Source organism: Trichocoleus sp. FACHB-591, from assembly GCF_014695845.1.
GTDB lineage: Bacteria > Cyanobacteriota > Cyanobacteriia > FACHB-46 > FACHB-46 > Trichocoleus.
Window position 1 is genome coordinate 1 of the sequence record NZ_JACJPA010000089.1, and the last position, 23,170, is coordinate 23,170.

Genomic DNA, 23,170 nt, shown 5'->3' on the forward strand with positions numbered 1-23,170 from the left:
CAAGTCGTCTACTTACCGCCCTATTCACCAGACCTGAATCGTATCGAAAAGTGTTGGGCATGGTTAAAGGGCCGCATTCGCAAACAACGACGCAGCGCTACTAGTTTGCGTGAGGCGATGGAGACAGTCCTCAAGGAAGCCGCGTCCTAACTCTTGTGGCGACAGCTATAGAAGTGCAGTTAAGTATCAGGTTAAGAGTAGGATGCAGCTGCCAATCGTCCATCTTCCATATGAATGATGCGATCGGCAATATCTAGAATGCGGTTGTCGTGGGTTACTAGCAAAATTGTGCAACCCTGCTCTTTAGCTAAGTGCTGCATAATCTCGACGACATCTCGACCCGATTTTTTATCGAGCGCCGCCGTGGGTTCATCAGCCAGAACAATTTTAGGACGACTAGCCAAGGCACGAGCGATCGCCACTCGTTGTTTTTGACCGCCAGAGAGACTGTCTGCATAATAGCCCACGCGATCGCCCAGTCCCACTGCTTGTAACATCTCTGTAGCGATCGCATCCATATCTTTTTTTAGATACTCTGGATGGAGTTCTAGGGACATCCGTACATTCTGTTTCGCAGTTAAAAAGGTGAGTAAGTTATGAGCTTGGAAGATATAACCAATTTGCTTCCGCACTTGCATCATTTTTCGCTTGCTGGCACCACACATCTCTTGCTCCAAGATCGTGAGGCTACCTTCCTGGACTGAACGCAAACCACCCATCAAACTTAATAACGTGGTTTTACCAGACCCAGAAGGCCCAGTCATAATCACAATTTCGCCAGGGTAAATATCAAGATTAATCTCAAACAATGTCTGCTTGCGGAGTTCAGCTTTACCAAAATAATGATTTAGCTGATGAGCTGAAATTACAGGCTTTGAAGACATTTGAACTGTATGAAGGTCTGGCGATCGCGCTTGCTCTAGATGGGGAGACATGGGGAAGGATGAAGGATGAGGGAGGAAGGATAAAAAGGGATGAGATGAGCTAAAAGATATCTGCTGGATCGGCGGCTCTGAGTTTGCGGAGGGCGATCGCACCTGCTCCACCACACATAACGACGGTCAGAATTAGAACTGTGACAGCGCGGCTGAGTTTCATGGCGATCGGTAAAAAGGTGACAGATTTAAAGAAGGTATAGAAGCCACTTGCCAACAGAAACCCTGGTAAAAAGCCTAGAGCGGCAAGGAGGAATGCTTCTTGTAAAATCACTCCAATCAAGTACAGATCGCTATAACCCATTGCCTTGAGCGTGGCGTATTCTGGTAAGTGATCAGAAACATCGGTATAAAGAATTTGGTAGACAATCACGGCTCCTACTAGGAAACCAATGGCTACTCCTAGATTAAAAGTAGGACCGATCGAGGAGCCTGTGTTCCAATAGGCAAATTCACGAGCTGAGAACTGTTCCAGGGTGAGCACCAGCAAGTTATCGGGTACGATCGCTTGCAAATCTGCCTGGAGCTGTTGAATGGATACATTGGGATTTGCCTCAATAATCCCTAGGTCAATGTCATTGGCTCGTCGCTCGGAAAAGAGTCGCAAAAAGGTAGAGTCACTCATCAACAGATTACCTTCCGCTGAAAAGGAAGAACCCAGCGTAAATAAACCAACCACTTTGACTTCTAAATCATTCGCCTGAACAGATAAGGGATTCTGCTTTTTGAGCAGGGCTGTCACGTCGCCCAGTTGCGGTGTTAGACCGGCTTTATCAAATAGAACTTGATTGAGTAATTTGAGTTTGTCTAGCTGCTGCTCCACTTCAGGCAAGTCAAAAGCAGGGCGATTAGGGTCGATGCCGTAAACAAAGATTTGCCGACTGGCTTGGTTATCTGGGTTGCGCCAGCTCGCTTGACCAATATAGAGGGGGCGGATAGATTCAACCCCATCCATCCCAGCGACGCGGTAAAGATTGTCTCTAGGAAAACTTTTAATCGACTGCAAGTTATCTGATAACTTATTGACGATGAACAGATCTCCTTTGAGCGTTGCGTAGGGGCGAACTTGGGAGTCGAACAGTGCGTCCCTCACCCCCAGTTGGAAAAACATGAGAAAGTCAGCAAAGGCAATGCCCGCGATCGCCACTAGCAGACGAGTCCTCTGGCTACTCATTTGCAGTAAGGCGAGGGGCGTTTTGCGAAATAATTTTGGCAGCATGGATTCGTTGGTGGCGGAGGAGTTACTGGCGGCTAGTGAGAGAGTTGGCTTGAATGGCAACCTGAACTTGCAGGTTGGTTAAACTCGCCACTCGTTGACTATCTTCTGGATCAATCTGAATTCTGACTTCCACCACTTTGCGATCGAGATTTTCCCCTGGTTTACCGCTCGTGACCTCTTGCTGAGTCACCTGTAACCCTACCGAGCTAACTGTACCTTCGAGTTCTCCCTCAAAGGATTCACTAGTAATCGCCACGGGTTGACCTTTCTGCACTTGGCTAATATCGGTTTGATACACCTCTGCCACTACCTGCATCTCGTTGGTTTGGCCTAACTCAGCGATGCCTGCACTGCCCACGACTTCTCCAGGTTTAGCATCAATGTCGAGAATGCGACCGGAGATCGGAGCCTTAATCGAGGCTTCTGCTAAATCTGATTCTGCCTTTCTGACGGCGGCGATCGCTTTGTCTACCTGAGCTTGAGCGGCCTGCACATCCACAGGACGCACTTCCGCAATCCGGTTTAAATTGGCTCTGGCTTGTCTGATTTGCTCGCGGATTGTGTTGGCGCTTTGACTTTGCTTGGCTTTCACTTCATTGAGTTGGGCTTGAGCCGTTTGCAGAGTGAGTCGTCGCCGATCCAATTCTGTTGCCGCGATCGCACCCTCCCGGTAGAGGGGCAGATAGCGATTGTAATCAGCATTCGCCGTCTGAACTTCTGCTTGCCAACGGGCGATCGTCGCCTGTTGAGTCGCTAGTTCCCCTTCCAACTGCTCTTCAAGACGGGCGATCTCCGCTTCCTGGGCGGCAATCTCCCCCGTCTTAGCACCTGCTTTCACTTTGGCCACTTCTGCCTGCGCGATTTTCACCTGAGCTTGGGCTTCCAAAAGCACATTTTGGAGTCGTGCTTGTGAGTCCATGACAGCAATGACTTGGCCTGCGTCCACGCGATCGCCCCGCTGCACTCGCAGTTCTGCAACGGGATCATTGCTGAGCGTGGCAGGGACGGAGACTTGGATCACCTCTGTCGCAGGTTCAATGCGTCCTAAAGCTGTAATTCGCTGGACTTTTGGGGCAGCTTTGGCTTCTGCGACCACAGTGGGTTGGCTGGGACGCTTGACTTGAGAAATGCCCAGGAAAGCGATCGCGCCTGAGGCAGCAGTCGCAGCAATGATCAGTGCTAGGGTGCCTCGATTTGCAGGCTTGGATAGGGTTTGGAAGTTCATGTTAATGGTTTTGTGGCAGTGTCCAGTTCGCCCAATCTTGAGGCTGCAAAAACGTTTCGTACAGTTCCGCTTCCGGAGTGTTAGGTTCTGGTTGATAGCCATATTCCCAACGTACCAACGGCGGCAGCGACATCAGAATTGATTCCGTGCGACCGTTGGTTTGGAGACCGAAAATCGTGCCTCGATCATAAACCAAGTTAAACTCTACATAACGACCGCGACGATAGAGCTGAAAGTTCCGCTGGCGATCGTCATATTCCATTCCCCGTCGCCGTTCCACAATCGGGGCATAAGCAGGGATAAAAGCTTGTCCACAACTACGAACCAAGGCAAAAACTTTTTTCCAACTGCGGGGAGCTAAAGCGTCAATCTGATTGCTAAGAGTAGCGGCTGCACCCTCCAAGTTAGAACCGCGATAAAGTTTTCCCTGTCCATCTTGGTAATCAAAAAAGATACCACCGACACCTCTAGTTTCTTGGCGATGCTGGAGGTAAAAGTATTCATCACACCAGGGCTTGAATACCGAGTAGTAATTGGGGTTGTGGCGATCGCAAGCTTGCTTCAGCGTGGTATGGAAGTGAGCGGCATCTTCAGCAAAAGGATAGTAGGGCGTTAAGTCAGCACCGCCACCAAACCACCAAACTGGGCCTGCCTCAAAGTAACGATAATTCAGATGGATCGTGGGAATATAAGGATTGCGAGGATGTAACACCATTGAAGTGCCTGTGGCATAGAAGCCATGTCCAGCCGCTTCCGGGCGTTGCGCCAAAATGGAAGGAGGCAGATGAGAACCCCAAACTTCAGAGAAATTCACTCCACCTTGCTCAAACACAGCTCCTTCGCGCAATACTCGCGATCGCCCACCACCGCCTTCGGGTCGCTCCCAGGCATCTTCTTGGAAGCTACCCACACCATCTATCTGTTGCAAGCTCTGGCAGATTTCGTCCTGCAACTGCCGCATAAATTGACTCACTCTCTCTTTAGCATCTATGGGCAGCAGAGAGGTAGATTGAGGGATTTGAGGCGTAGAAATCGGCATAACTCCAACTCAATGTCCTAAGAAGTGTATACACACAAGCAACGCAATATTTCGCAATAGAAGGTGAATCTTCTTCACCCAAGCTACTTGCAATCGATTTAGAAGTGGCCTTTCGCTAACCAACGAGCCGCATCTTTCGCGTGATAAGTGAGAATTAGGTCAGCACCCGCTCGCTTAAAGCTGGTCAGCGTTTCCAGCACCACGCGCTGCTCATCCACCCAACCGTTGAGGGCGGCGGCTTTAATCATGGAGTACTCGCCAGAAACATTGTAGGCAGCCACAGGCAAATTCGTTGCTTCTTTGACTCGCCAGATGATGTCCATGTAGGCCAAGGCAGGCTTCACCATCAGCATGTCTGCCCCTTCTGCGATGTCCAGTTGGATTTCTTTCAAGGCTTCACGGGCGTTGCCAGGGTCCATCTGGTAGGTGCGGCGATCGCCAAATTGTGGTGTTGATTCGGCAGCATCGCGGAATGGCCCGTAGTAAGCGGAAGCATATTTAGCAGCGTAGGAGAGAATGGGAATCCCCTCAAACCCTGCTTCATCTAAAGCAGCTCGGATCGCCTGCACAAACCCATCCATCATCCCAGAAGGTGCAATGATATCTACCCCTGCGTTGGCTTGAGCCACAGCGGTCTTCTTGAGTAGTTCTAGGGTGGGGTCATTCAAGACTCTTCCCGTTAAGTCACCCAGTTCCAAATAGCCACAATGACCGTGATTGGTGTATTCACATAAGCAGGTATCGGCAATCACGATCAGGTCGGGAACGGCTTGTTTAACTGCACTCGCAGCTTTTTGCACAATGCCGCAATCGTGCCAAGCTCCCGTCGCTTCTGCATCTTTATCTTCTGGGATGCCAAACAAGATGATGGCTGGAATTCCCAGGTCGTAAACTTCTTTGGCTTCTTCGACAATTTTGTCTATAGATAACTGGTAGACACCAGGCATCGACACCACTTCTTTGGCAATGCTGGTACCCGGAACCGCAAAGAGCGGATAGATCAGGTCTTGAGTGGTTAAAACGTTTTCGCATACCATCCGCCGGAGTTGCGGATTGCTTCTGAGCCGACGAGGACGATTAATTGGAAACATAGTATTAGTGCCGTGCAGCTACAAAAATTTGATCAAGGATTTCCTGAGCTCCCTGCTGCCGCAAGCCGTGGGCGAGCTGAATACCAACCTGTTCTGCCTCGTTTGCAGAACCAATGACAGTATCTTTGAGTAATCGTTGACCATCGACACTGGCAACCAACCCAGTTAAGGCTAACGTTTCGCCATCAAGCTGGGTATGCACCCCAATCGGTACTTGGCAACCACCTTCCAACTCTCGTAGAAAGGCTCGCTCAGCCAAGACACGATCGCGGGTAGGAATATGTTCGATCGCCTTTAAGAGCGACAACGTTTCGACATCATCAGCACGACATTCAATTCCCAAAGCTCCTTGCCCAACCGCATAAAGGGAAACTTCAGTCGGCAGAATTTGGTGAATGCGATCGCTCATGTCTAATCGCTGCAAACCAGCCGCCGCCAAAATCAGAGCATCGTATTCGCCTGCATCCAGTTTGGCTAAGCGCGTGTTCAGGTTACCGCGCACATCCTTGAAGGTGTGTTGCGGAAACAAATGCCGCAATTGAGCCAGTCGTCGCAGCGAAGAAGTACCAATCACAGCTCCATCGGGCAGCGTATCAATTTGACAGCCTTTATATTTTTCCTGTACCACTAAGGCATCGGCTGGGTTTTCCCGCTCGGTCACCGTAGCCAGGGTTAAGCCGTCAGGGAGGTTTGTGGGCAAATCCTTCAGCGAGTGCACCGCAAAGTCAATCTCTCGGTTCAGCATGCCGAGTTCCAGCTCTTTAGTGAACAGTCCCTTATCCCCAATCTTAGCCAGGGCCACATCCAGAATGTTGTCGCCTTGGGTAGACATGGTATGGACTTCAAACGTAATTTCCGGGAAGTGTTGCTGCAACTGATCACGCACCCAATAGGTTTGCACTAGGGCCAGTTGACTTTTCCGAGAACCGATACGGATAGTGCGAGTTGAATTGATAGCAGGAGAGTCAGCGGAATGCAGTTGTGCCATGACAATTAGCCTAAAAGTGCGGAGTATTTGAGTTGTTTGACGGTTTCAAAGAAGCAAGCCACATTCTCTTCCGGCGTGTTTTGCAGTACTCCATGACCAAGGTTCATAATGTGCTTGTGGGTGCCTGCTTTGAGCACCGTATCTAAGATGTTTTGACGAATAAAGTCTTGAGGACCAAACAGGATGCAGGGGTCCATATTGCCTTGCACACCCATATTGGCACCGAGCCGTTGGCGGGCAACAGACATATCCACAGTCCAGTCTACGCTGACAATATCGACACCAGAGTGCGCCATGAGTTCCAGCAGACCCGCACTGTTGTTGATGTAGAGAATCAGCGGTGTTTCTGGATGAGTTGCTTTTACCTGCCGTACAATCTGTTGCAGATAAGGTAGAGAGAAATTCTTGAAGTCTTGGGGGCTAAGTTGTCCTGCCCAAGAATCGAATAGTTGCACCACCTGTGCCCCTGCATCAATCTGGTAGCAAGCATAAGTTGCGATCGCCTTTGCCAACTTACCCAAAAACTGATGCAGCATGGTTGGCTCTGTATAAGCCATGCGCTTAATAATGGCGTAATCTTTTGAGCTTTTGCCTTCGATCGCATAGGCTGCCAGTGTCCAAGGAGCGCCCACAAATCCTAACACCGTTGCTTCACCATTCACTTCTTTCTGCAACGTCTGGAGAATCTGACGCACAAAGGGCAGAGAGGTCTCTGGATCAAGAGGTGTCAGCGCATCAATTTGCTCCTGAGTGCGGATGGGAGCCTCAAATACCGGACCCTTGCTCTCAATAATGTCAAACGGAATGCCAATTCCAGGTAGAGGAGTGAGAATATCCGAGAACATAATCACACCATCGGGTCTGAAGGCATGGAAGGGTTGTAGAGAGATTTCCACCGCTAAATCAGAATTTTCCGATCGCTCCCGAAAGGAAGGATACTTCTGACGCAACTCCCGGTAGATCTTCATATAGCGACCTGCTTGGCGCATCATCCAGACAGGCGAGCGCTCCACCACTTCACCCAGCGCGGCTCGTAGCAAGAGATCATTCTTCATGCATTTCTCCTTACGTTAAGAATAAAAGACAAAACAAGTGGTGACATAGAAAGATATGCTGTCAGTCCAAGAAATTACAGAGCAATTTAGTTGAATGTCAGCTCTGAAACCACTGCCAAGTCAGAATTTGAAGAATTTAGTTGGTTTTGATCTGAATTGAGACCCCAACCCATTGCCAGGCATTTTTGATGAAGTTTGCGATAAGCAAGAGATAGGCTATCGCAGGGCACATGAACTTCATCAGCCAATCTATCTGGTACTGCTTTGGGATATTCAGACTCAACAACTGCCTTATCTTCCATCACAACCTTAAAAGCAGCCCTTTGAAAAATAGGGTCCGCCAAGCGAGTGGTTAGGAAATTGCGGAACTGAATGCGCTTAGTAATGGTAGTACTGTCGTCAACAGGGACATGAACCGTAAAATTGACTATTTTGCCACGCCCAAAGTCAACAACAAGCCGAGTGATATTGGGCATATAAAAACCCAGGCTAACCTTCACTTTTGATTTCGATGGCCGAAAGACGTATTTGAATAAGTCTTTTGCTTGAGTGTAATTGTCAACATTGACATCAACATGGCCTCCCCACGTTTCTGTATGCAGGTCATAGTCTTCCATCTTTTGTTCCGGTTCAAACCCATTACCAAAGGAACGAGTATGAATAATAGACACATGGGACATGTCCATATCATTCTCAAGGGTACGGGTGTAGTGAGCATTTAGTTCATACTCAAAGAAGATTTTGTGGAGGCTCGGATCTTCAAATTCTGGAAGGGGCGGAATTGGAGGGCGTTCCGCTTCTGATAAATCCCCATAAAACAGCCAAACAAAACCATATTTCTCCTGCACTGCATAGCCGTCTATACGAGCTCCCCTCGGAATAGGAGTTCCAGGTTGATTAGCAGGGATATCCACACAGGTACCATCAGACTGAAATTTCCAGGCATGATAAGGACAAACAATGCAGTCATCTTCTACCCAACCGACCGAAAAAGCAGCCCCTCGATGAGGGCAGCGATCTTGAAGTGCAACGACCTGCCCTTTAGAGTTACGGTAGAGAACAAATCTTTGATTGAGCATCACGATTTGTTTTGGTTTATCGGTCACTGCCGAGCTAAACTCACAAGCATACCAAAAATTCTTGAGCACTCTTAACTCCTACATTTAGCTCAGTGAATCCTTGCTCCAAGCCACAATTAGGCTTACATAGATTGCTTAATACCATTGAGTAGAAAGAGCAGTTGATTCGGATTGTCTTCTCTCAATCATTACTTGGGAATTATCCAACTAATAAGAAGCTATCCAATACTTCAAAACAATGTCACTCAGTTTTGAGAAGAGGTTTTGACCACAGGTCTGTATCGCTGCTCTTCTGTACCAAGGTTAAACAGAACTTGTAGAGTTTGGATAGCAAGACGTTGAGCTTCTAGATCCTGCTGTGTGCGCAGTTTTACCATCGGCTCGTGGAGAATTTTGTTGACAATACCTCGAGATAACGCTTCAATCACCATCTGATGTTTTTGAGCAAACTCAGAGCCAAGACGAGATAGCGCTTTCTCTAGTTCTTGCTCCCGAATTATTTCCACTTTTTCTCGTAAACAGCTAATCGTAGAGACAGTCTCCCGTGAGCGCAACCAATTGTAAAACGCTTGTACCTCCTCTTCTATCAAGCCCTGGGCTTCTACTGCCATCTGCCGTCGAGTTTCTTGATTCTGAAGAACAACGGTCTTTAAGTCATCAACATTAAAAACCTGAACAGAATCTAGTTCATTCACATCTGCATCTACATTGCGAGGCACTGATATATCAAATAGCATTAAAGGCTGATTGGCGGCTAAAGCTACTTTCAGCCTGGCTCTATCCAACAGGGGCTCTGCTGAGGAAGTGCTAGTGAAAACAATATCTGAGTCGGCTACGGTCGGCATCAGTTCAATCAGTGAGTAGCATGGTATTGACACACTACTAAACTGATTAGCTAGTTCCTGAGCTGTCTCAAGAGAGCGGTTGACAATTGAAAGCTGGGCAGCCCCTTTCGCTAAAAGATGTTGGATCAATCGCCGAGCCATTTGACCTGCACCTACCACTGTTACGCGACAAGTTGATAAGTCTTGGAGTTTGAGTTGGGCTAATTCTACCGCAGCGGAGCTGACTGAAACGGCACCTGTCCCGATTGAGGTTTCTGTTCTTACTCGCTTTGCGGCTGTAATGGTTTGCTTAAATAACTGATTCAGAACACATTTGATGCCACTGTACTGCTGGCTCAATGTGTAAGCACGCTTAACTTGGGCTAAGATCTGCCCTTCACCAATTACTAAGCTATCTAGGCCAGAAGCAACTTGCATCATATGCTTGACTGCATCCTGTTGCTGCAAAATGAAGAGGTGTTGGCATAGTTGGTTCAGAGGCAAGCGACTATACTCGGACAAAAACTGGGCAACTTCTTGAGTTGCTTGCTCTATTGCATTAGCAGCAACATAAATCTCCAGACGGTTACAAGTGCTGAGAATAGCGCTTTCTTCAATATGGAGATAGCTACATAGCTCTGCGATCGCCTTTTCCATCTGGGCTTCAGGGATGCTCAGCTTCTCGCGGATTTCAACCGGAGCTGTTTTGTGACTAAGACCAATTACTGCGATATTCATGGTTCATGCATCCTCCCTCGAAGTTTTTTCTTCCGTCTCAGAGATCACGTAATGATTGGAAATGTTTGCTGTGGAAGTTTTTGAACATCACTTAGTTTAAGCCAGCAAATGTTGCTCTCAGTTTCAAGAACTTGAGAGGGCTGGGAAACAATATCCAAAAATCCCACGAAAAATCTGTGTACTGTAGCCAATAAGTAGGTCTTGGCTACAAGTGTTGAAACATTGTTGGGATACTCTTGGCTGATATCAGGCTGAACCTACCAATGACCCGTTGAAGAACAGCAAAAAGAGCAGAGCCAGCATTGCTAAAGCGATCGCTTGCAGAGAGGATAGCTTTGTAGAAGTAGCAGCCCCAACCATCGGTTTACTAGCAGCCTCTTCTAGAAGTTGAGTCTGGATTGGGAATTCAGACGTAAGGTCTTCGCTAATAGTCTGAGGAATAGTCTGAGGCTCTTGGCTGATAAGCGGCTCTGCTATCCATTCTTTTTGGAAAAAGCCAGGGTTCAATACCCCTTGAGGGTCATACTTCTTCTTCATCTCATGAATTGTGGGCCAATAATCACCAAATTGGCGTTGCCATTGTTGTGCCTCAAAATTCACCAAGCCAGTCAAGTATCTTTTACCACCCATCTCAAAGCTTAAGTCACTCAGCTTACTAAGTTCAGCTAAGACAGGCTGAAGCTGCGATCGCGGGATGGTTGGATAAATTCCGAAGCCTATCACTAACTCTTCGTCTGGCAAAGCAAACATGGGTGTTCTGTTATCACGATTTACCAAACAGAAGCAGCCCATTGGAGTTCGACTGACATCGAGGAACGAAGTTAACTTCTGGAGTGCTGTTTCGATATAGTTCTTTGCAGTGGATGCTGGAAGAAATACATCGGTCCAAGGATGGGCAAGATTTGTAGCAGTCTCAACCTGAATGGTTGGTGTAATAAACTGCTCAAAGTCCAGATTTTCCGTATGGATGTGACGGTAAAAATTCAATCCAGCAAGAACTTCTCTATCATCCACTGCGTCATCAGTACTCATTTCAACGGTGATTTGCAATGTATAGAACCATTGAATCAAAGGTTGCATGATGCCCGTGGCTCTAGAAACTCCCTGGACGCAGGGGATGGGCAAAGAGACTAAATGATCAACTCTTTTTTCCAAAACCAAGGTTTGTTTGTCACGCAAAAGAGCATCTAGATCATCATAGAAGACTAGATAGGTGCGGGTGAGTGGAAGATATCGCCTGAGCTTATGCTGTACTTGTGTAATAATTCCAAATTGACCGAAACCACAAAGTACATGATGAAAAAGTTCACTATTTTCCTCAGGGCTACACCAAACAATCTCACCCTCTGCCGTGACAACTTCTAAACCAAGACAGTTACTAGCCTGCGTTCCATTGCGAAAAGATGAAGCACCCATACCTGCTGCCGCATGAGTGCCACCCAGCGTAGCATTGAAGTAATTGGTGAGGACAGGAGGAACTAAACCATCGGGTGTACAAGCATTTACCACTTGCCCCCAGGAAACTCCTGCATCCGCCTTAAAGTAAAGGGCGTCTTTGTGAATCTTGTGAATTTGATTCAGACTCCTCATATCCAAAACAATTCCATTTTGGCTCAAGGATTGGCCGCTTAACGAATGTCCTGTGGCACGAGGAGAAAGAATCAGCCCTTGTTGATGAGCATACCTAACTGTTTTAACAACATCATCAACTGAGTGAGGGCGGACAACAACCTGTGGTTCTTTACGAAATACATTCCCGAAGTCTTGAGAAAACTCTGCAAGCATTTCAGGTCTACTACTAACCTCACCCGAAACTAAATATTGGAGGTCCTTGACGATGTTGTTCATAAAAGGTGTGAAAGGGTCTGTCTTCAATCATTAGCCAACCCGGTTGGCCGTCAGAACAAAAATTTCAGAAAAATCGTAATTAGCCCTGAGAAAATCGGTTCTTCAGCAGGTTAATTCCAATTTGCACAATTTTAGGAGCCAGCTTAATCAAGTCAAAAATCCGGGAAATCAGGCTTTGGCTATTCTGAGGTGTAGCCGTTATATTCTTAGCTGGTCTTTCATACTTAAACATACAAACACAGTCACCTGCTGCTTGTCTGCTGATAATTGCAGCCTTCATGCCTGGGAAAGCCTTTCTAGTCGCTTCTTGTTCCATTTCGCATAGAGCGCGACAGGGGTTTTCTAGACCATACTCTTTTGCGAGCGAAAGAACTGGACAAACTCGCTGAATCTCGAGTACAGCATCTGTTCCTTCCTGAGAAATATCTACGACATCCATCGTAAAACCCATGATACGAAAAATTGCGATCGCATCAGTGAAGCCTTTAGCCAGAGTCGTGTTATCAATAAAAGCACCCATGAATGCCTTTTGTTGGGCAGGATAGGCTTCCATCATTTGTTCGAATGCCGCATCCTCACCAATTTCATCGGCTAGCTTTTTGAAGGCTGCAAATCGATTTCTAAACATGTTTAAGGCTTTTGATGAATCCATTTTCATCACATCAGCCATTTGGATGTCACCAATACCTACAATGTTCTCCATTTGTGAATTCCTCAGATTTTGGTTTTGTGATTATTCAGCTTTGACGATATCAACGATTCCTATGTCACTCGTTGATAGATCAACCAATCCATGCAGCTCGTTTTTGGTGGCTTGAAGGTGGAGATTATTGACGAAAAGTGATTGATCTCCACCTGTTTAACTGCGACAGCGATCCTAGACTCAGCCTCTTTGGCTAAATAGAGACCACCACTTAGGAGTGGGCCAAGGAGTAAAGGAGAATCACTGCAAAAACGATTTGCCTGTTAGCAAAAAGGCAGGCCATAACGATACTTACTTCCTGGGTCGGAGTATCAGAAGAGCGACTGACTGGGGTGAACCTAAACATTGGGTGATTACTAGAGCTACAAATTGCCACAATACGATTTAGCTGGATGGAGCCAGCTGACTTGTCACACTGCAAGCAGAGAGAGACTTTTTAGACCCATTCGCGGGGGTTTCTGAGTACTTCTAGAAGCTTCTCCTCTTGGCTGCCGTGGATGGGCTGGTCGCTGTAGTTCCAGCAAGCTTCCCCAGGCATACAATTAAGGACGCTTTGAGTATTAACGATGCCGCTGGTTAGGCCAAAGCGAACACCTCTGTCATGCAGGAGGATAAATTCGGCGTAACGTCCACGTCTGAGACGCTGCCAATACTTGTGCTGTTGTGTAAATTCCATATCCTTACGCTTCTCAATAAGTGGAATGTAAGCTGGAAGAAACGCTTCCGAACAAGTGGTCACTAAAGAGAAGAGAGATTCAACATCACGGTCTTGCAAGTAATCGAAGAAGATGCCACCGACACCTCGACATTCACCACGATGGGGAAGATAGAAGTATTCATCGCAGGCTTTTTTGGCGACTGGGTAGAATGTGGGGTCATGCTGATCACAAGCAGCTTTATGTACTTGATGGAAGTGAACTGCATCTTCTTCAAATAGATAGATGGGTGTTAAGTCACCACCGCCACCAAACCACCAAGAACCAGGCTGTGTCCCATCGCCAACTTGAAAATAACGATAGTTAACATGGGCCGTAGGAACCATGGGGTTCAGTGCATTGATGACGACACTTGTACTCGAGGCGAAAAAAGGAGTTCCTTTTCCACTCGGCATCCCATTGGCAGGATCAGCCATCACTACATCTGAGCCTTGAAAGGTCATACCAGGAGGTAGTTCGCCTTGCATAGATACGTAGTTGATACCAACCTTTTCAAAGACATTGCCATTCCGCAGCGCCATGTCAATGTAAGTGATGCCGTTGTTGTCACCTTCTACCCATTCGCAGTTCTCATCTTTGGTCCAACGTTGTTCTTGAAATTGAGTGCCATCTATTTCTTCGATCGCTTGGCAAACATTCTCAAACATGCGCTTGAAAACCTTTTCAGTTCTTACAAGCATGCTCTGCTGAGATTGAACGGGCTGTTCTACTTTTTCTAAGATTTCTAGCATGAGTGATGTCCTCTCAAAAGTAAATGACGACGATTGTGATTGATACTTTCCCCTGGAGGCGCAAGCATCTGCGAGAGATTGATAAAATTCAATCTCCCAGTACAACGTAGATACTGCTAGCAAAATTGCTTGGTTTGAAGTTCAAGTATGTGCTCAATCACATCTTGAACCAGGGGACACAGGTGCTCTGTTATGGCGCTTTCAGTGTTCTACTCAGAAACTCATTAAATGATACGAGTTCGCTCTCAAGGTTTCGGAATTCACTGAAGGAGTGCTTCAGTCTTTTTCTCGTTACTTTCGGAAAAGTAGTGAGATAAATTTCAATCTTTCTTGATAACCTCCTTTGAATGAAAAACCGCAGAGAAGTACTTCAGGGGCTTTTCGAGATATTCCCGAAAAATACTGAAACTAAAATCAAAACTCTTTCACAATTGTCTACATGGATATGAGTGATTACTTAATCAGTGATCTATGTCACCTTAACCTAGTGAGGTTTAAGGCTGTAGAATCTGGGTTGAGCAAGTTATGTCTAGAAGCAGCCCAACATGATCCTTGCTACCTAAAACAAGAAGCAACATCATGATGCTCTCAACCGAGAACTGATGAGCCCTATATCTTTGGAAGCAAGATGGATAAGTAAAAACTCACACCTCCGATTGACTCAACCTTAGCGTCACATGGTCAGGTTAAGTATTCTTTATGCAGCGAGTAATCTTCGTTTAATTATTAACAAAATCTAAAGTCAAGCTCTAGAGACTCTTTGGATCCTGTGAGAGCTATTCTTTCATCCTTATTGGGCAGAAAATTGACACAGCGTAGTGTGCCAATAGAACCAAGTACCACATCAACTCATGTATCGATCGCGTCTGGGCAGGAGTTAAGCACCACACCCGCTGAGGCTTGCCGTCCCAACTCGTAAGTAGTCTCAGCGATCGCTCGGTAGGGATGATCCGGGTCAGGCGTGAGAGACGAGATTACTGACGCCTTTAGTTTCCTAGGAGAGATTGATATGACTGCCATAAAAAATATTCTCAACTTGGATGGCGATCGTCTCCTCAATGTCGTTGATGATTGAATTACTCTTGGCGTTGCTGAAACAGTAATAGACCTCGTGCATGAATCATGAAGGATGTACCAGTTCATAGTTGAGTAGGCCAGTAATCAGGGTTAAGCGAAGACCAAACCACTTTTTCCGGTGGAAGGAGAGAACACTCGCCTCCGGCATTATCTAGCTCGGTTGCACCGCAAGACTTTGTGTTACTCCAAGTCAGTCGAGATGTTGAAGTGTTCACTGCACTTGCTGCTCCACTATCTAAGGTATCGAACGGTGCCGCTGCCAGCTTAGTTCATTACTGTTTCAGCAACGCCTCCCGACAAACGCAGTGATTCAGAGAGCCTTCGGCTAATCCTGGTGTGAACTGAATCTGGGTAGACCTGCTGTAAACAGTTTGGATAGCAGGTGCTTTGAAAATTTTAGTAAATTTACGCACCTTTTAATCGAGGGATATTCATCCCTTAATGTCGCTGTGACATTTATATAGGGTTGGGGCAGTGACCAGATCGTAGCTTTTACGGAGATTTCGATGGCTCTACTTTTCTCGGAATACATTGAGGGCAGCAGCAACAATAAAGCCCTGGAAATTTTCAATGGTACAGGGTCAGCAATCGATCTAACTGCTGGTAACTATGTGGTTCAGTTTTACTTCAACGGTAGCTTGACCGCAGGGCTGACTATTCCCTTAACAGGCAGTGTGGCTGCGGGCGATGTGTTTGTGCTCGCTCAAAGCAATGCTAACGCCACGATTTTGGCCCAGGCAGATCAAACCAACGGAGCAGGCTGGTTTAACGGAGATGATGCGATCGTTCTCCGGCAGGGTGGCACCAGTGGCACAATTCTTGATTCCATTGGTCAGATTGGGTTTGACCCTGGTACGGAATGGGGAACGGGGCTAACTAGCACCGCAGACAACACTCTGCGACGTGACAGCAATGTTACTAGTGGCGATACCAATCCTACTGATGCCTTTGACCCCAACGGACAGTGGGATGGCTTCGTGACGGATACCTTTGATGGATTAGGCAGCTATAGCGCTGGTCCCGTAGCAGGTGCAGGCGTAACGATCGCCCAATCTAATAACAGCACTGAGGTCAACGAGCAGGGCGCAACCACCGATACCTACACGATCGCGCTCAACACAGCGCCTACAGGGGCGGTAGAAGTAGCGATCGCCGCTGACGCAGAAACTCAAATCAGCGCCGATGGCGTCAACTTCTTCAATTCTCTGAACCTGACATTCGCAAATACAACGCCACAAACCATCACGGTTCGAGCCATCAATGATCCAGAAGTAGAAGGTTCTCCCCATACTGGGGTGATTACCCACAGCATCACCAATAGCGCTGACCCAGCTTATTCCAACAGCCTCACACCGATTTCCAATCTCAATGTCAGTGTGATCGACAACGATGTGGCTCTGACCAAAATTTATGAAATTCAGGGAAGCGGGGCAGCTAGTACTAAAGTTGGGCAAACCGTGACGGTCGAAGCGGTGGTTACGGGCGACTTTCAGGGTAGCAGTGGATTGAATGGCTTTTACGTGCAAGAGGCAGGAGGAGATGGCGATACAGCCACCTCAGACGGTATCTTTGTCTTTGCGCCCAACAGCATCGATGTCAGTGCAGGTCAAACGGTGCGGCTCACCGGGCGAGTTTCAGAATTTTCTAACCAGACGCAACTCGATAACATCAGTGGCTTGGGCATTGTTGGCTCCGGAGTAGTCACCCCGATCGCGGTGAGTTTGCCTGTCACCACAGCGACTGACCTAGAGCGCTATGAGGGCATGCTCGTCACCTTCCCTGAAACCTTGACCGTGACTGAAAACTTCAATTTGGGGCGGTTTGGCGAAGTGGTGCTGTCGTCAGAAGGGCGATTATTCAATCCCACCGAATTCATTGACCCGACTGATATCCCGACTACTGAAACCGAGAACGACGAAAACAACATTGCCGCTGTGACCGAGCAGCAAAATGCCAATAACTTGTGTGATATTCTGCTCGATGATGGCAGCAATACTCAGAACCCTGCGACGGTTCCTTTTTTGACTGAAGACGGCACGCTACGAGTCGGCAGCACAGTGGCAGGACTGACCGGGGTCTTGGGCTTCGGGTTTAATAACTACCGATTGCAACCAACTGAAGGCCCGAACTTCGTTGACTCTAATCCCCGCACAGCTGCGCCTGAAGAAGTGGGAGGCAATGTCAAGGTAGCCAGTTTCAACGTACTGAACTATTTCAATGGCGATGGTAACGGCGGTGGCTTCCCAACCTCGCGTGGTGCGACAACAGCCGCAGAGTTTGAGCGGCAGAGTGCCAAAATTGTCAGTGCGATCGCGGCGCTTGATGCCGATGTGGTGGGTCTGATTGAAATCGAAAATGACGGAGATGGTTCAGAATCAGCGATCGCCGAATTGGTTGATCGGCTCAACGCCTCGTTAGGCAAAAAAGTCTACGACTATATCCGTGACCCCGCTACTGGAACGGGAACAGACGAAATTAAAGTCGCCTTTATCTACAAGCCTGAAACCGTAACTCCAGTGGGTACTGCGCTCAGTGACTCAGATGCGGTTTACAATCGCCAGCCCGTAGCTCAGACCTTTGTGCTGAACTCTAACGGCGAAACCTTTACCCCGGTGATCAATCACTTGAAATCCAAGAGTGGTACGGGCGAAGGCTTAGACGCTGATCAAGGAGATGGCCAGGGTGCCTTTAATTTTACGCGAGTACAACAGGCAGAAGCGCTCCTCGGCTTCGTGAATGAGCTGAAGACCAGCACAGGTGACAGCGATGTCCTAGTTCTGGGAGACCTCAACGCCTACGGTGAAGAAGACCCAATCGACGTATTGCGAAACGGTGGACTGGTAGACGAGCTGGGCAGATTCATTGAGAATCCCTACTCCTATGTTTTTGCGGGACAGTCTGGACGATTGGATCATGCGCTAAGCACTGCCAGTCTGAGCGAGCAGGTCACCGGAGCCACCGAATGGCATATCAACGCCGACGAACCTAGAATTCTAGACTATAACCAGGAATTCAACCCTGCTGGGCTTTATGAGCCTACTCCTTATCGCTCCTCTGACCATGACCCTGTTCTCGTTGGAGCAGAGTTGGCCAGCACTCTCAACATTGTGAATGGAGGTAACGGAGAAGATACGCTCAGCGGTACTTCTGGGAGAGACGAACTCAACGGGGATAACGGTAGCGACATCCTCAATGGTGGCAACGGCAATGACACCCTCAGTGGCGGCAATGGTAATGATATCCTGCTAGGTCAAATCAGCAATGACATTCTCAATGGTGGCAATAGTGATGACCTCTTGGATGGTGGCCAAGGTCAAGACACGTTGAATGGTGGTAATGGTAGCGATCGCTTCCTCTTAGCAGCAGGCGTAGGCACAGACACCATTCAGGATTTCCAAGACGGCACAGATTTCCTAGCCCTAGTGGATGGCCTCACGTTTGGGCAACTGACGATCGCAAGCAACGCCAATGACACCTTGATCCGTGTGACAGCAACCAACGAACTGCTGGCAACGCTAAACGGCATTCCCACCAACAACATTACGGCGATCGATTTTGTCGCTGCTTAAGCTGAAGCGCCTTGGGGTGGATAATATCCACCCTTTTTTGGAAATTTTGCAACACCGAAAACATTACAGCCCCTATTTTCCAACTCTATCAGGACTTTCCTATGACCTCTTCAGAAGCGATTCGCTTTGCTACGTTTAATGCTTCCTTAAACCGCAATAGCGCCGGGCAACTAATCACCGACCTATCTACACCAAACAATACACAGGCAAAAACGATCGCCGAAATTATCCAACGGGTCAACCCGGATGTGGTGCTAGTGAATGAGTTTGACTATGATGCTGGCAACCAAGCCGCTGATCTGTTTCGGCAAAATTACCTCAGCGTCAGCCAAAACGGAGTTAATCCGGTTGATTATCCTTACTACTATGTTGCACCTTCTAACACCGGGATTCCATCTGGATTTGACCTGAATAATAATGGTGCGATCGCCGGGGGTGATGATGCCTTAGGATTTGGTGCCTTTCCCGGTCAGTTTGGCATGGTGGTGTATTCCAAATATCCGATCGCTACAGAGCAAGTTCGCACATTCCAGAACTTCCTGTGGAAAGACATGCCAGGGGCGTTGCTGCCTGATGATTCAACCACACCTACACCCAACGATTGGTATTCTCCTGAGGAGCTAGAAATCTTCCGTCTTTCCTCCAAAAGCCACTGGGATGTACCAATCGAAGTAGACGGTGAAACTATCCACGTTCTGGCTAGCCATCCCACCCCGCCTGTATTTGATGGAGCTGAAGACCGCAACGGCAAGCGCAACCACGACGAAATTCGCTTTTGGGCTGACTACATTACCCCTGGACAAGGCGACTATATTTACGACGATCAGGGAAATGAGGGCGGTTTGGCTTCTGGTTCGCGCTTTGTGATTATGGGCGATCAAAATGCCGATCCTTTTGATGGAGATAGCGTTGATTTTGCCATTCAACAACTGCTAGAAAACCCGCTGGTTAATACATCCATCACCCCGTCGAGCGCAGGTGGCCCTGATGCAGCGGCACGGCAGGGTGGTGCCAATACAAATCATCAAGGTAATCCAGCCTTTGACACCGCAGACTTTGCCGATACGACTCCTGGAAACTTGCGGGCTGATTACGTTCTCCCATCTACCAACCTAGAAATTAAAGATGCAGGTGTATTTTGGCCGCCCGACGAAGATCCTTTGTTTCCGCTAGTTGGCAACTTTACTCCCAGTGTTCCCGGTGGGTTTCCCAGTTCTGACCATCGCTTGGTGTGGACAGATGTCGCGATCGCCCCAAACATCGATCGCCAAAGCGTGACAGAGATAGAGTTTTTGGGCGAAGTCACCTTCCCGACAAACTTCACCTTTGAGGGTACTCAAGTTGGTGGACTGTCAGGCATTACCTATGATGTGGAAAATCAAGTCTATTACAGCATTTCCGACGATCGCAACCAAATCAATCCCGCTCGGTTCTACACCCTCGAGATCGATCTAAGCGACGGCAAATTAAATTCAGGCGATCTCACGTTTCAAGATGTCACAACCCTTACAGATGCCAATGGTAATCCGTTTGCAGCCCTCAGCATTGACCTCGAAGGCATTGGCCTGACGGACGCAGGAACCGTTTACATCTCCTCAGAAGGAGAAGCCAATCCAGTGGCAGGACGGGTGACAAATCCATTTGTGAATGAATTTGACCTAGCGACTGGCAAGCAACTCAGCACCTTGCCCATTCCTGAAAAATTCTTACCCGTCAATCCATTTCAAGATCTCAATGGAGATGGAGCAATTACCAACGCTGACCAACCGTTCACACCTACTAAAGGCATTCGCAACAACCTAGCCCTTGAAAGCTTGACCATCACGCCCGATCGCCATTTTCTCTACACCGCTACTGAAAACGCCCTAGCACAGGATGGAGCAGCCGCAGACTTAGGCGTTGCCAGCCCCTCCCGCATTCTTAAATATGACCTAACCACTGGGCAGCCCATGGGTGAGTTTGTCTACATCACCGACCCAGTGGAGGTAGAGAGCGTGCCTGCGGGGCAGTTCAAAACCAACGGCTTGGTGGACTTGCTGGCACTCGACAACACCGGAACCCTGTTAAGCCTGGAGCGATCGTTCTCCACCGGAGTTGGCAACAGCATCAGGCTCTATCAGGTACAGTTACAGGGAGCCACCGACGTGAGCAGCGTCGATAGTTTAACCGGGTTAGAAGTCAATCCTGTGGCTCAAAAGAGTCTCCTGCTTGACTTTGCTGACTTGGGCCTCACTCTCGACAATATTGAAGGCATTACCTTGGGCGACACATTGCCCGATGGACGGCGATCGCTCATTGTAGTCAGTGACAACAACTTTAGCACCACTCAATTTACGCAAGTTCTCGCTTTTGCGATCGACACCGAAACCACTCCCGGTGTCACTCCTGTTATAGAAACACCACCCGTCATTGATCTGGATGAACCACCAAACAACCAACAACCAGGAGATGCCGACGATCCAGCCATTTATGTTCATCCCACCGATGCAGCTCAAAGCTTGGTGATCGGCACGCTCAAAGATGGCGGCTTGTCGGTGTATGACCTGAATGGGCAAATTCTGCAAACTATCCTGCCAGGTGAACCGGGAGATGTGCGCTACAACAATGTGGATTTGGTGTACGGCTTCAAGGTGGGTGGGCAGAAAGTAGACTTAGCGATCGCGTCCGATCGTGAGAATGACACACTGGCGATCTACCAGGTGAATCCCACCACCCGCCAACTCACGGATATCACCAGCAACAAAATTCCTGCTTCCATCTTTGGCATTGACGATGGTGAACAGACAGCCTATGGCTTAGCCACCTACACCAGTCCGTTTAGCGGCAAGTCTTATGTCTTCGTCAGCCAACGAGAAAATAGCCAGGTTGCTCAGTTAGAGCTAATTGATGATGGGGCAGGCGGCGTTAGTGCTAAAGTGGTGCGGACCCTAACCGTTCCGATTCCTGCTGGTGGTGAATTAGAAGATGCTCAAGTCGAGGGCATGGTGGCTGACCGTGAGCTGGGCTATCTGTATGTAGGACAAGAAAACGGTGGTATTTTCAAATTTTCAGCAGAGCCAACAAGCGGCACAACTGGTACGCTCATCGAGGCAGTCAAACCCGATGGCAGCATCTTAGAAGCCGATGTCGAAGGGCTAACTATCTACTATGCCGACAACGGTACAGGCTACCTGTTGGCATCCAGTCAGGGAGATAGCACCTACGCTGTCTTTAGCCGAGAGGGCAACAACGACTATCTTGGTAGCTTTGCGGTAGGCAGCTCCAATGGAGTAGACAGCGTTGAAGAATCGGATGGTGCAGACATCATTAATGTGCCGCTCGGCCCCCAATTTCCCTTCGGTTTGCTAGCGGTACAGGATGGCAACAACGACTCCGCTGTGATTATCAACGACGAAGGTGAGATCGAAAATGCCAGCAGCAATTTCAAATTCATTCCTTGGCAGAACGTCGCTACTGCATTTCCTGAATTCCTCAAAATAGATACCACTAGCTTTGATCCACGCAACCCCACCGCCTTTGCTACGGGTGGAAACAACACCTTTGCGATCGCTCCAGGTGACACAAAAACCATCTTTAATTTTGGTGGCATTGGCGAAGGAACTCGACCTTCATCCCAAGCGATCGCTGAAGTTGACACACTCAAGTTTGATAGGGAAGGCTTGACTGCCCGTAACCTGTTGCTCACTCAACAAGATACCGATTTAGTAGTTAGCTTTGCAGGTGACGATCAAACTCAAGTCATGCTCAAGAACTTCCGCCTAGAAAATTTAGAGAACTTGAGCAAACTGGGCAACCTCCTATTCGATGGTCAAAATGCTGTCCGAGACAGCTTTGATGTCTTTGATGCCAACAGTCAGCGCCGCACCATTTTCAACCGCAACTCCGTGACGTTCCTCAACGACCTAAATAATCGTGTCAAAGGTTTCAATGGCTCCAAGGACGTAATCAACGGGCAAGGAGGCAGCGATCGCCTGGAAGGATTGAGTGGCGATGATCTGCTGCGGGGTGGCGATGGGGATGACACCCTTCTAGCTGGAGATGGCAATGATATCTTGCTCGGTGGGGCAGGACTAGACCAACTCACAGGCGGCAGAGGTCGTGACCAATTTCAGTTAGTAGACTCAGAAGGTATCGACACGATCACCGATTTTGAGATTGGTAGAGACCTCCTGAGATTAACTGGCAGCATCACACCCGATCAAGTCGCGATCGCCCAAGGTGTCGGGGCAAGGCTGAACGATACTGTGATTAGCATTGCAGGTCAAGAAACTGCAATGCTACTTGGCATTCAAGTGAGCGACATCAACAACAACAGTTTGATCTTTGCCTAGTA

At 48.1% G+C, this 23,170-nt stretch carries 17 protein-coding genes and 1 pseudogene; 4 read left to right on the plus strand and 14 right to left on the minus strand.

Annotation, left to right across the window (positions count from 1 at the left end):
• Positions 1-150 (plus strand): transposase (locus H6F90_RS16310; RefSeq protein WP_190550225.1); only part of this gene is annotated, 150 nt, incomplete at its 5' end.
• Between the two features lie 41 nt (positions 151-191).
• Here the strand turns inward: H6F90_RS16310 and H6F90_RS16315 are convergent.
• The 14 genes from H6F90_RS16315 to H6F90_RS31155 form a co-directional block, all read right to left on the minus strand.
• Entirely contained in the window at positions 192-884 is a 693-nt protein-coding gene (locus H6F90_RS16315) for a DevA family ABC transporter ATP-binding protein (protein WP_190553463.1), read from the minus strand.
• A gap of 100 nt (positions 885-984) precedes the next feature.
• Positions 985-2,154, minus strand: coding sequence for an ABC transporter permease DevC (gene devC / locus H6F90_RS16320; protein ID WP_190442194.1), 1,170 nt, complete (start codon positions 2,152-2,154; stop codon positions 985-987).
• 22 nt (positions 2,155-2,176) lie between these two features.
• A complete protein-coding gene (locus tag H6F90_RS16325) occupies positions 2,177-3,379 on the minus strand; it encodes an HlyD family efflux transporter periplasmic adaptor subunit (RefSeq protein ID WP_190553443.1) in 1,203 nt (400 codons plus the stop codon).
• A gap of 1 nt (position 3,380) precedes the next feature.
• A complete protein-coding gene (gene hemF, locus H6F90_RS16330; protein ID WP_190553444.1) occupies positions 3,381-4,418 on the minus strand; it encodes an oxygen-dependent coproporphyrinogen oxidase in 1,038 nt (345 codons plus the stop codon).
• 98 nt (positions 4,419-4,516) lie between these two features.
• Positions 4,517-5,509: a porphobilinogen synthase gene (gene hemB / locus H6F90_RS16335; protein WP_190553445.1), complete on the minus strand. Its 993-nt coding sequence runs from the start codon at positions 5,507-5,509 to the stop codon at positions 4,517-4,519.
• Between the two features lie 4 nt (positions 5,510-5,513).
• Positions 5,514-6,497, minus strand: a complete 984-nt coding sequence (hemC, locus tag H6F90_RS16340; protein WP_190553446.1) for a hydroxymethylbilane synthase — start codon at positions 6,495-6,497, stop codon at positions 5,514-5,516.
• A 5-nt stretch (positions 6,498-6,502) separates the two neighbouring features.
• Positions 6,503-7,552 (minus strand): uroporphyrinogen decarboxylase, encoded by a 1,050-nt coding sequence (hemE, locus tag H6F90_RS16345; protein WP_190553447.1) that lies wholly within the window; start codon positions 7,550-7,552, stop codon positions 6,503-6,505.
• An 86-nt stretch (positions 7,553-7,638) separates the two neighbouring features.
• Complete coding sequence (locus tag H6F90_RS16350) at positions 7,639-8,700, minus strand: aromatic ring-hydroxylating dioxygenase subunit alpha (RefSeq protein ID WP_190553448.1); 1,062 nt, start codon at positions 8,698-8,700, stop codon at positions 7,639-7,641.
• A gap of 176 nt (positions 8,701-8,876) precedes the next feature.
• Entirely contained in the window at positions 8,877-10,193 is a 1,317-nt protein-coding gene (locus H6F90_RS16355) for a glutamyl-tRNA reductase (RefSeq protein WP_190553449.1), read from the minus strand.
• Positions 10,194-10,439: 246 nt separating this feature from the next.
• Entirely contained in the window at positions 10,440-12,041 is a 1,602-nt protein-coding gene (locus H6F90_RS16360) for an FAD-binding protein (protein ID WP_190553450.1), read from the minus strand.
• A 79-nt stretch (positions 12,042-12,120) separates the two neighbouring features.
• A complete protein-coding gene (locus H6F90_RS16365) occupies positions 12,121-12,744 on the minus strand; it encodes an L-2-amino-thiazoline-4-carboxylic acid hydrolase (RefSeq protein ID WP_190553451.1) in 624 nt (207 codons plus the stop codon).
• 436 nt (positions 12,745-13,180) lie between these two features.
• Entirely contained in the window at positions 13,181-14,191 is a 1,011-nt protein-coding gene (gene hemF / locus H6F90_RS16370) for an oxygen-dependent coproporphyrinogen oxidase (protein ID WP_190553452.1), read from the minus strand.
• Positions 14,192-15,040: 849 nt separating this feature from the next.
• Positions 15,041-15,211 carry a hypothetical protein gene (locus H6F90_RS16375; RefSeq protein ID WP_190553453.1) on the minus strand — a complete coding sequence of 57 codons (171 nt, stop codon included), beginning with the start codon at positions 15,209-15,211 and terminating at the stop codon, positions 15,041-15,043.
• The gene (locus H6F90_RS31155; protein WP_255525009.1) at positions 15,186-15,308 is read right to left on the minus strand and encodes a hypothetical protein; all 123 of its coding nucleotides are present in this window, start codon (positions 15,306-15,308) and stop codon (positions 15,186-15,188) included. Before H6F90_RS31155 ends, H6F90_RS16375 begins: the two co-directional genes overlap by 26 nt.
• A gap of 78 nt (positions 15,309-15,386) precedes the next feature.
• Here H6F90_RS31155 and H6F90_RS16380 point away from each other — a divergent pair.
• The 3 genes and pseudogenes from H6F90_RS16380 to H6F90_RS16390 all read left to right on the plus strand — a co-directional run.
• Positions 15,387-15,536: pseudogene (locus tag H6F90_RS16380) on the plus strand (IS1 family transposase); the annotation flags it as partial.
• A gap of 238 nt (positions 15,537-15,774) precedes the next feature.
• Entirely contained in the window at positions 15,775-18,837 is a 3,063-nt protein-coding gene (locus tag H6F90_RS16385) for an ExeM/NucH family extracellular endonuclease (RefSeq protein WP_190553454.1), read from the plus strand.
• A 101-nt stretch (positions 18,838-18,938) separates the two neighbouring features.
• A complete protein-coding gene (locus H6F90_RS16390; protein ID WP_190553455.1) occupies positions 18,939-23,168 on the plus strand; it encodes a phytase in 4,230 nt (1,409 codons plus the stop codon).
• Positions 23,169-23,170: the final 2 nt, after the last annotated feature.

What these genes read in the sequence shown, in the direction of transcription:
- hemE (WP_190553447.1), bottom strand. Translation starts at nt 7,552, where the DNA reads ATGAAGAATGATCTCTTGCTACGAGCCGCGCTGGGTGAAGTGGTGGAG.
- H6F90_RS16355 (WP_190553449.1), bottom strand. Translation starts at nt 10,193, where the DNA reads ATGAATATCGCAGTAATTGGTCTTAGTCACAAAACAGCTCCGGTTGAA.
- H6F90_RS16360 (WP_190553450.1), bottom strand. Translation starts at nt 12,041, where the DNA reads ATGAACAACATCGTCAAGGACCTCCAATATTTAGTTTCGGGTGAGGTT.
- devC (WP_190442194.1), bottom strand. Translation starts at nt 2,154, where the DNA reads ATGCTGCCAAAATTATTTCGCAAAACGCCCCTCGCCTTACTGCAAATG.
- hemB (WP_190553445.1), bottom strand. Translation starts at nt 5,509, where the DNA reads ATGTTTCCAATTAATCGTCCTCGTCGGCTCAGAAGCAATCCGCAACTC.
- H6F90_RS16390 (WP_190553455.1), top strand. Translation starts at nt 18,939, where the DNA reads ATGACCTCTTCAGAAGCGATTCGCTTTGCTACGTTTAATGCTTCCTTA.
- hemC (WP_190553446.1), bottom strand. Translation starts at nt 6,497, where the DNA reads ATGGCACAACTGCATTCCGCTGACTCTCCTGCTATCAATTCAACTCGC.
- H6F90_RS16375 (WP_190553453.1), bottom strand. Translation starts at nt 15,211, where the DNA reads ATGGCAGTCATATCAATCTCTCCTAGGAAACTAAAGGCGTCAGTAATC.
- H6F90_RS16385 (WP_190553454.1), top strand. Translation starts at nt 15,775, where the DNA reads ATGGCTCTACTTTTCTCGGAATACATTGAGGGCAGCAGCAACAATAAA.
- hemF (WP_190553452.1), bottom strand. Translation starts at nt 14,191, where the DNA reads ATGCTAGAAATCTTAGAAAAAGTAGAACAGCCCGTTCAATCTCAGCAG.
- H6F90_RS31155 (WP_255525009.1), bottom strand. Translation starts at nt 15,308, where the DNA reads ATGCACGAGGTCTATTACTGTTTCAGCAACGCCAAGAGTAATTCAATC.
- hemF (WP_190553444.1), bottom strand. Translation starts at nt 4,418, where the DNA reads ATGCCGATTTCTACGCCTCAAATCCCTCAATCTACCTCTCTGCTGCCC.
- H6F90_RS16325 (WP_190553443.1), bottom strand. Translation starts at nt 3,379, where the DNA reads ATGAACTTCCAAACCCTATCCAAGCCTGCAAATCGAGGCACCCTAGCA.
- H6F90_RS16365 (WP_190553451.1), bottom strand. Translation starts at nt 12,744, where the DNA reads ATGGAGAACATTGTAGGTATTGGTGACATCCAAATGGCTGATGTGATG.
- H6F90_RS16315 (WP_190553463.1), bottom strand. Translation starts at nt 884, where the DNA reads ATGTCTTCAAAGCCTGTAATTTCAGCTCATCAGCTAAATCATTATTTT.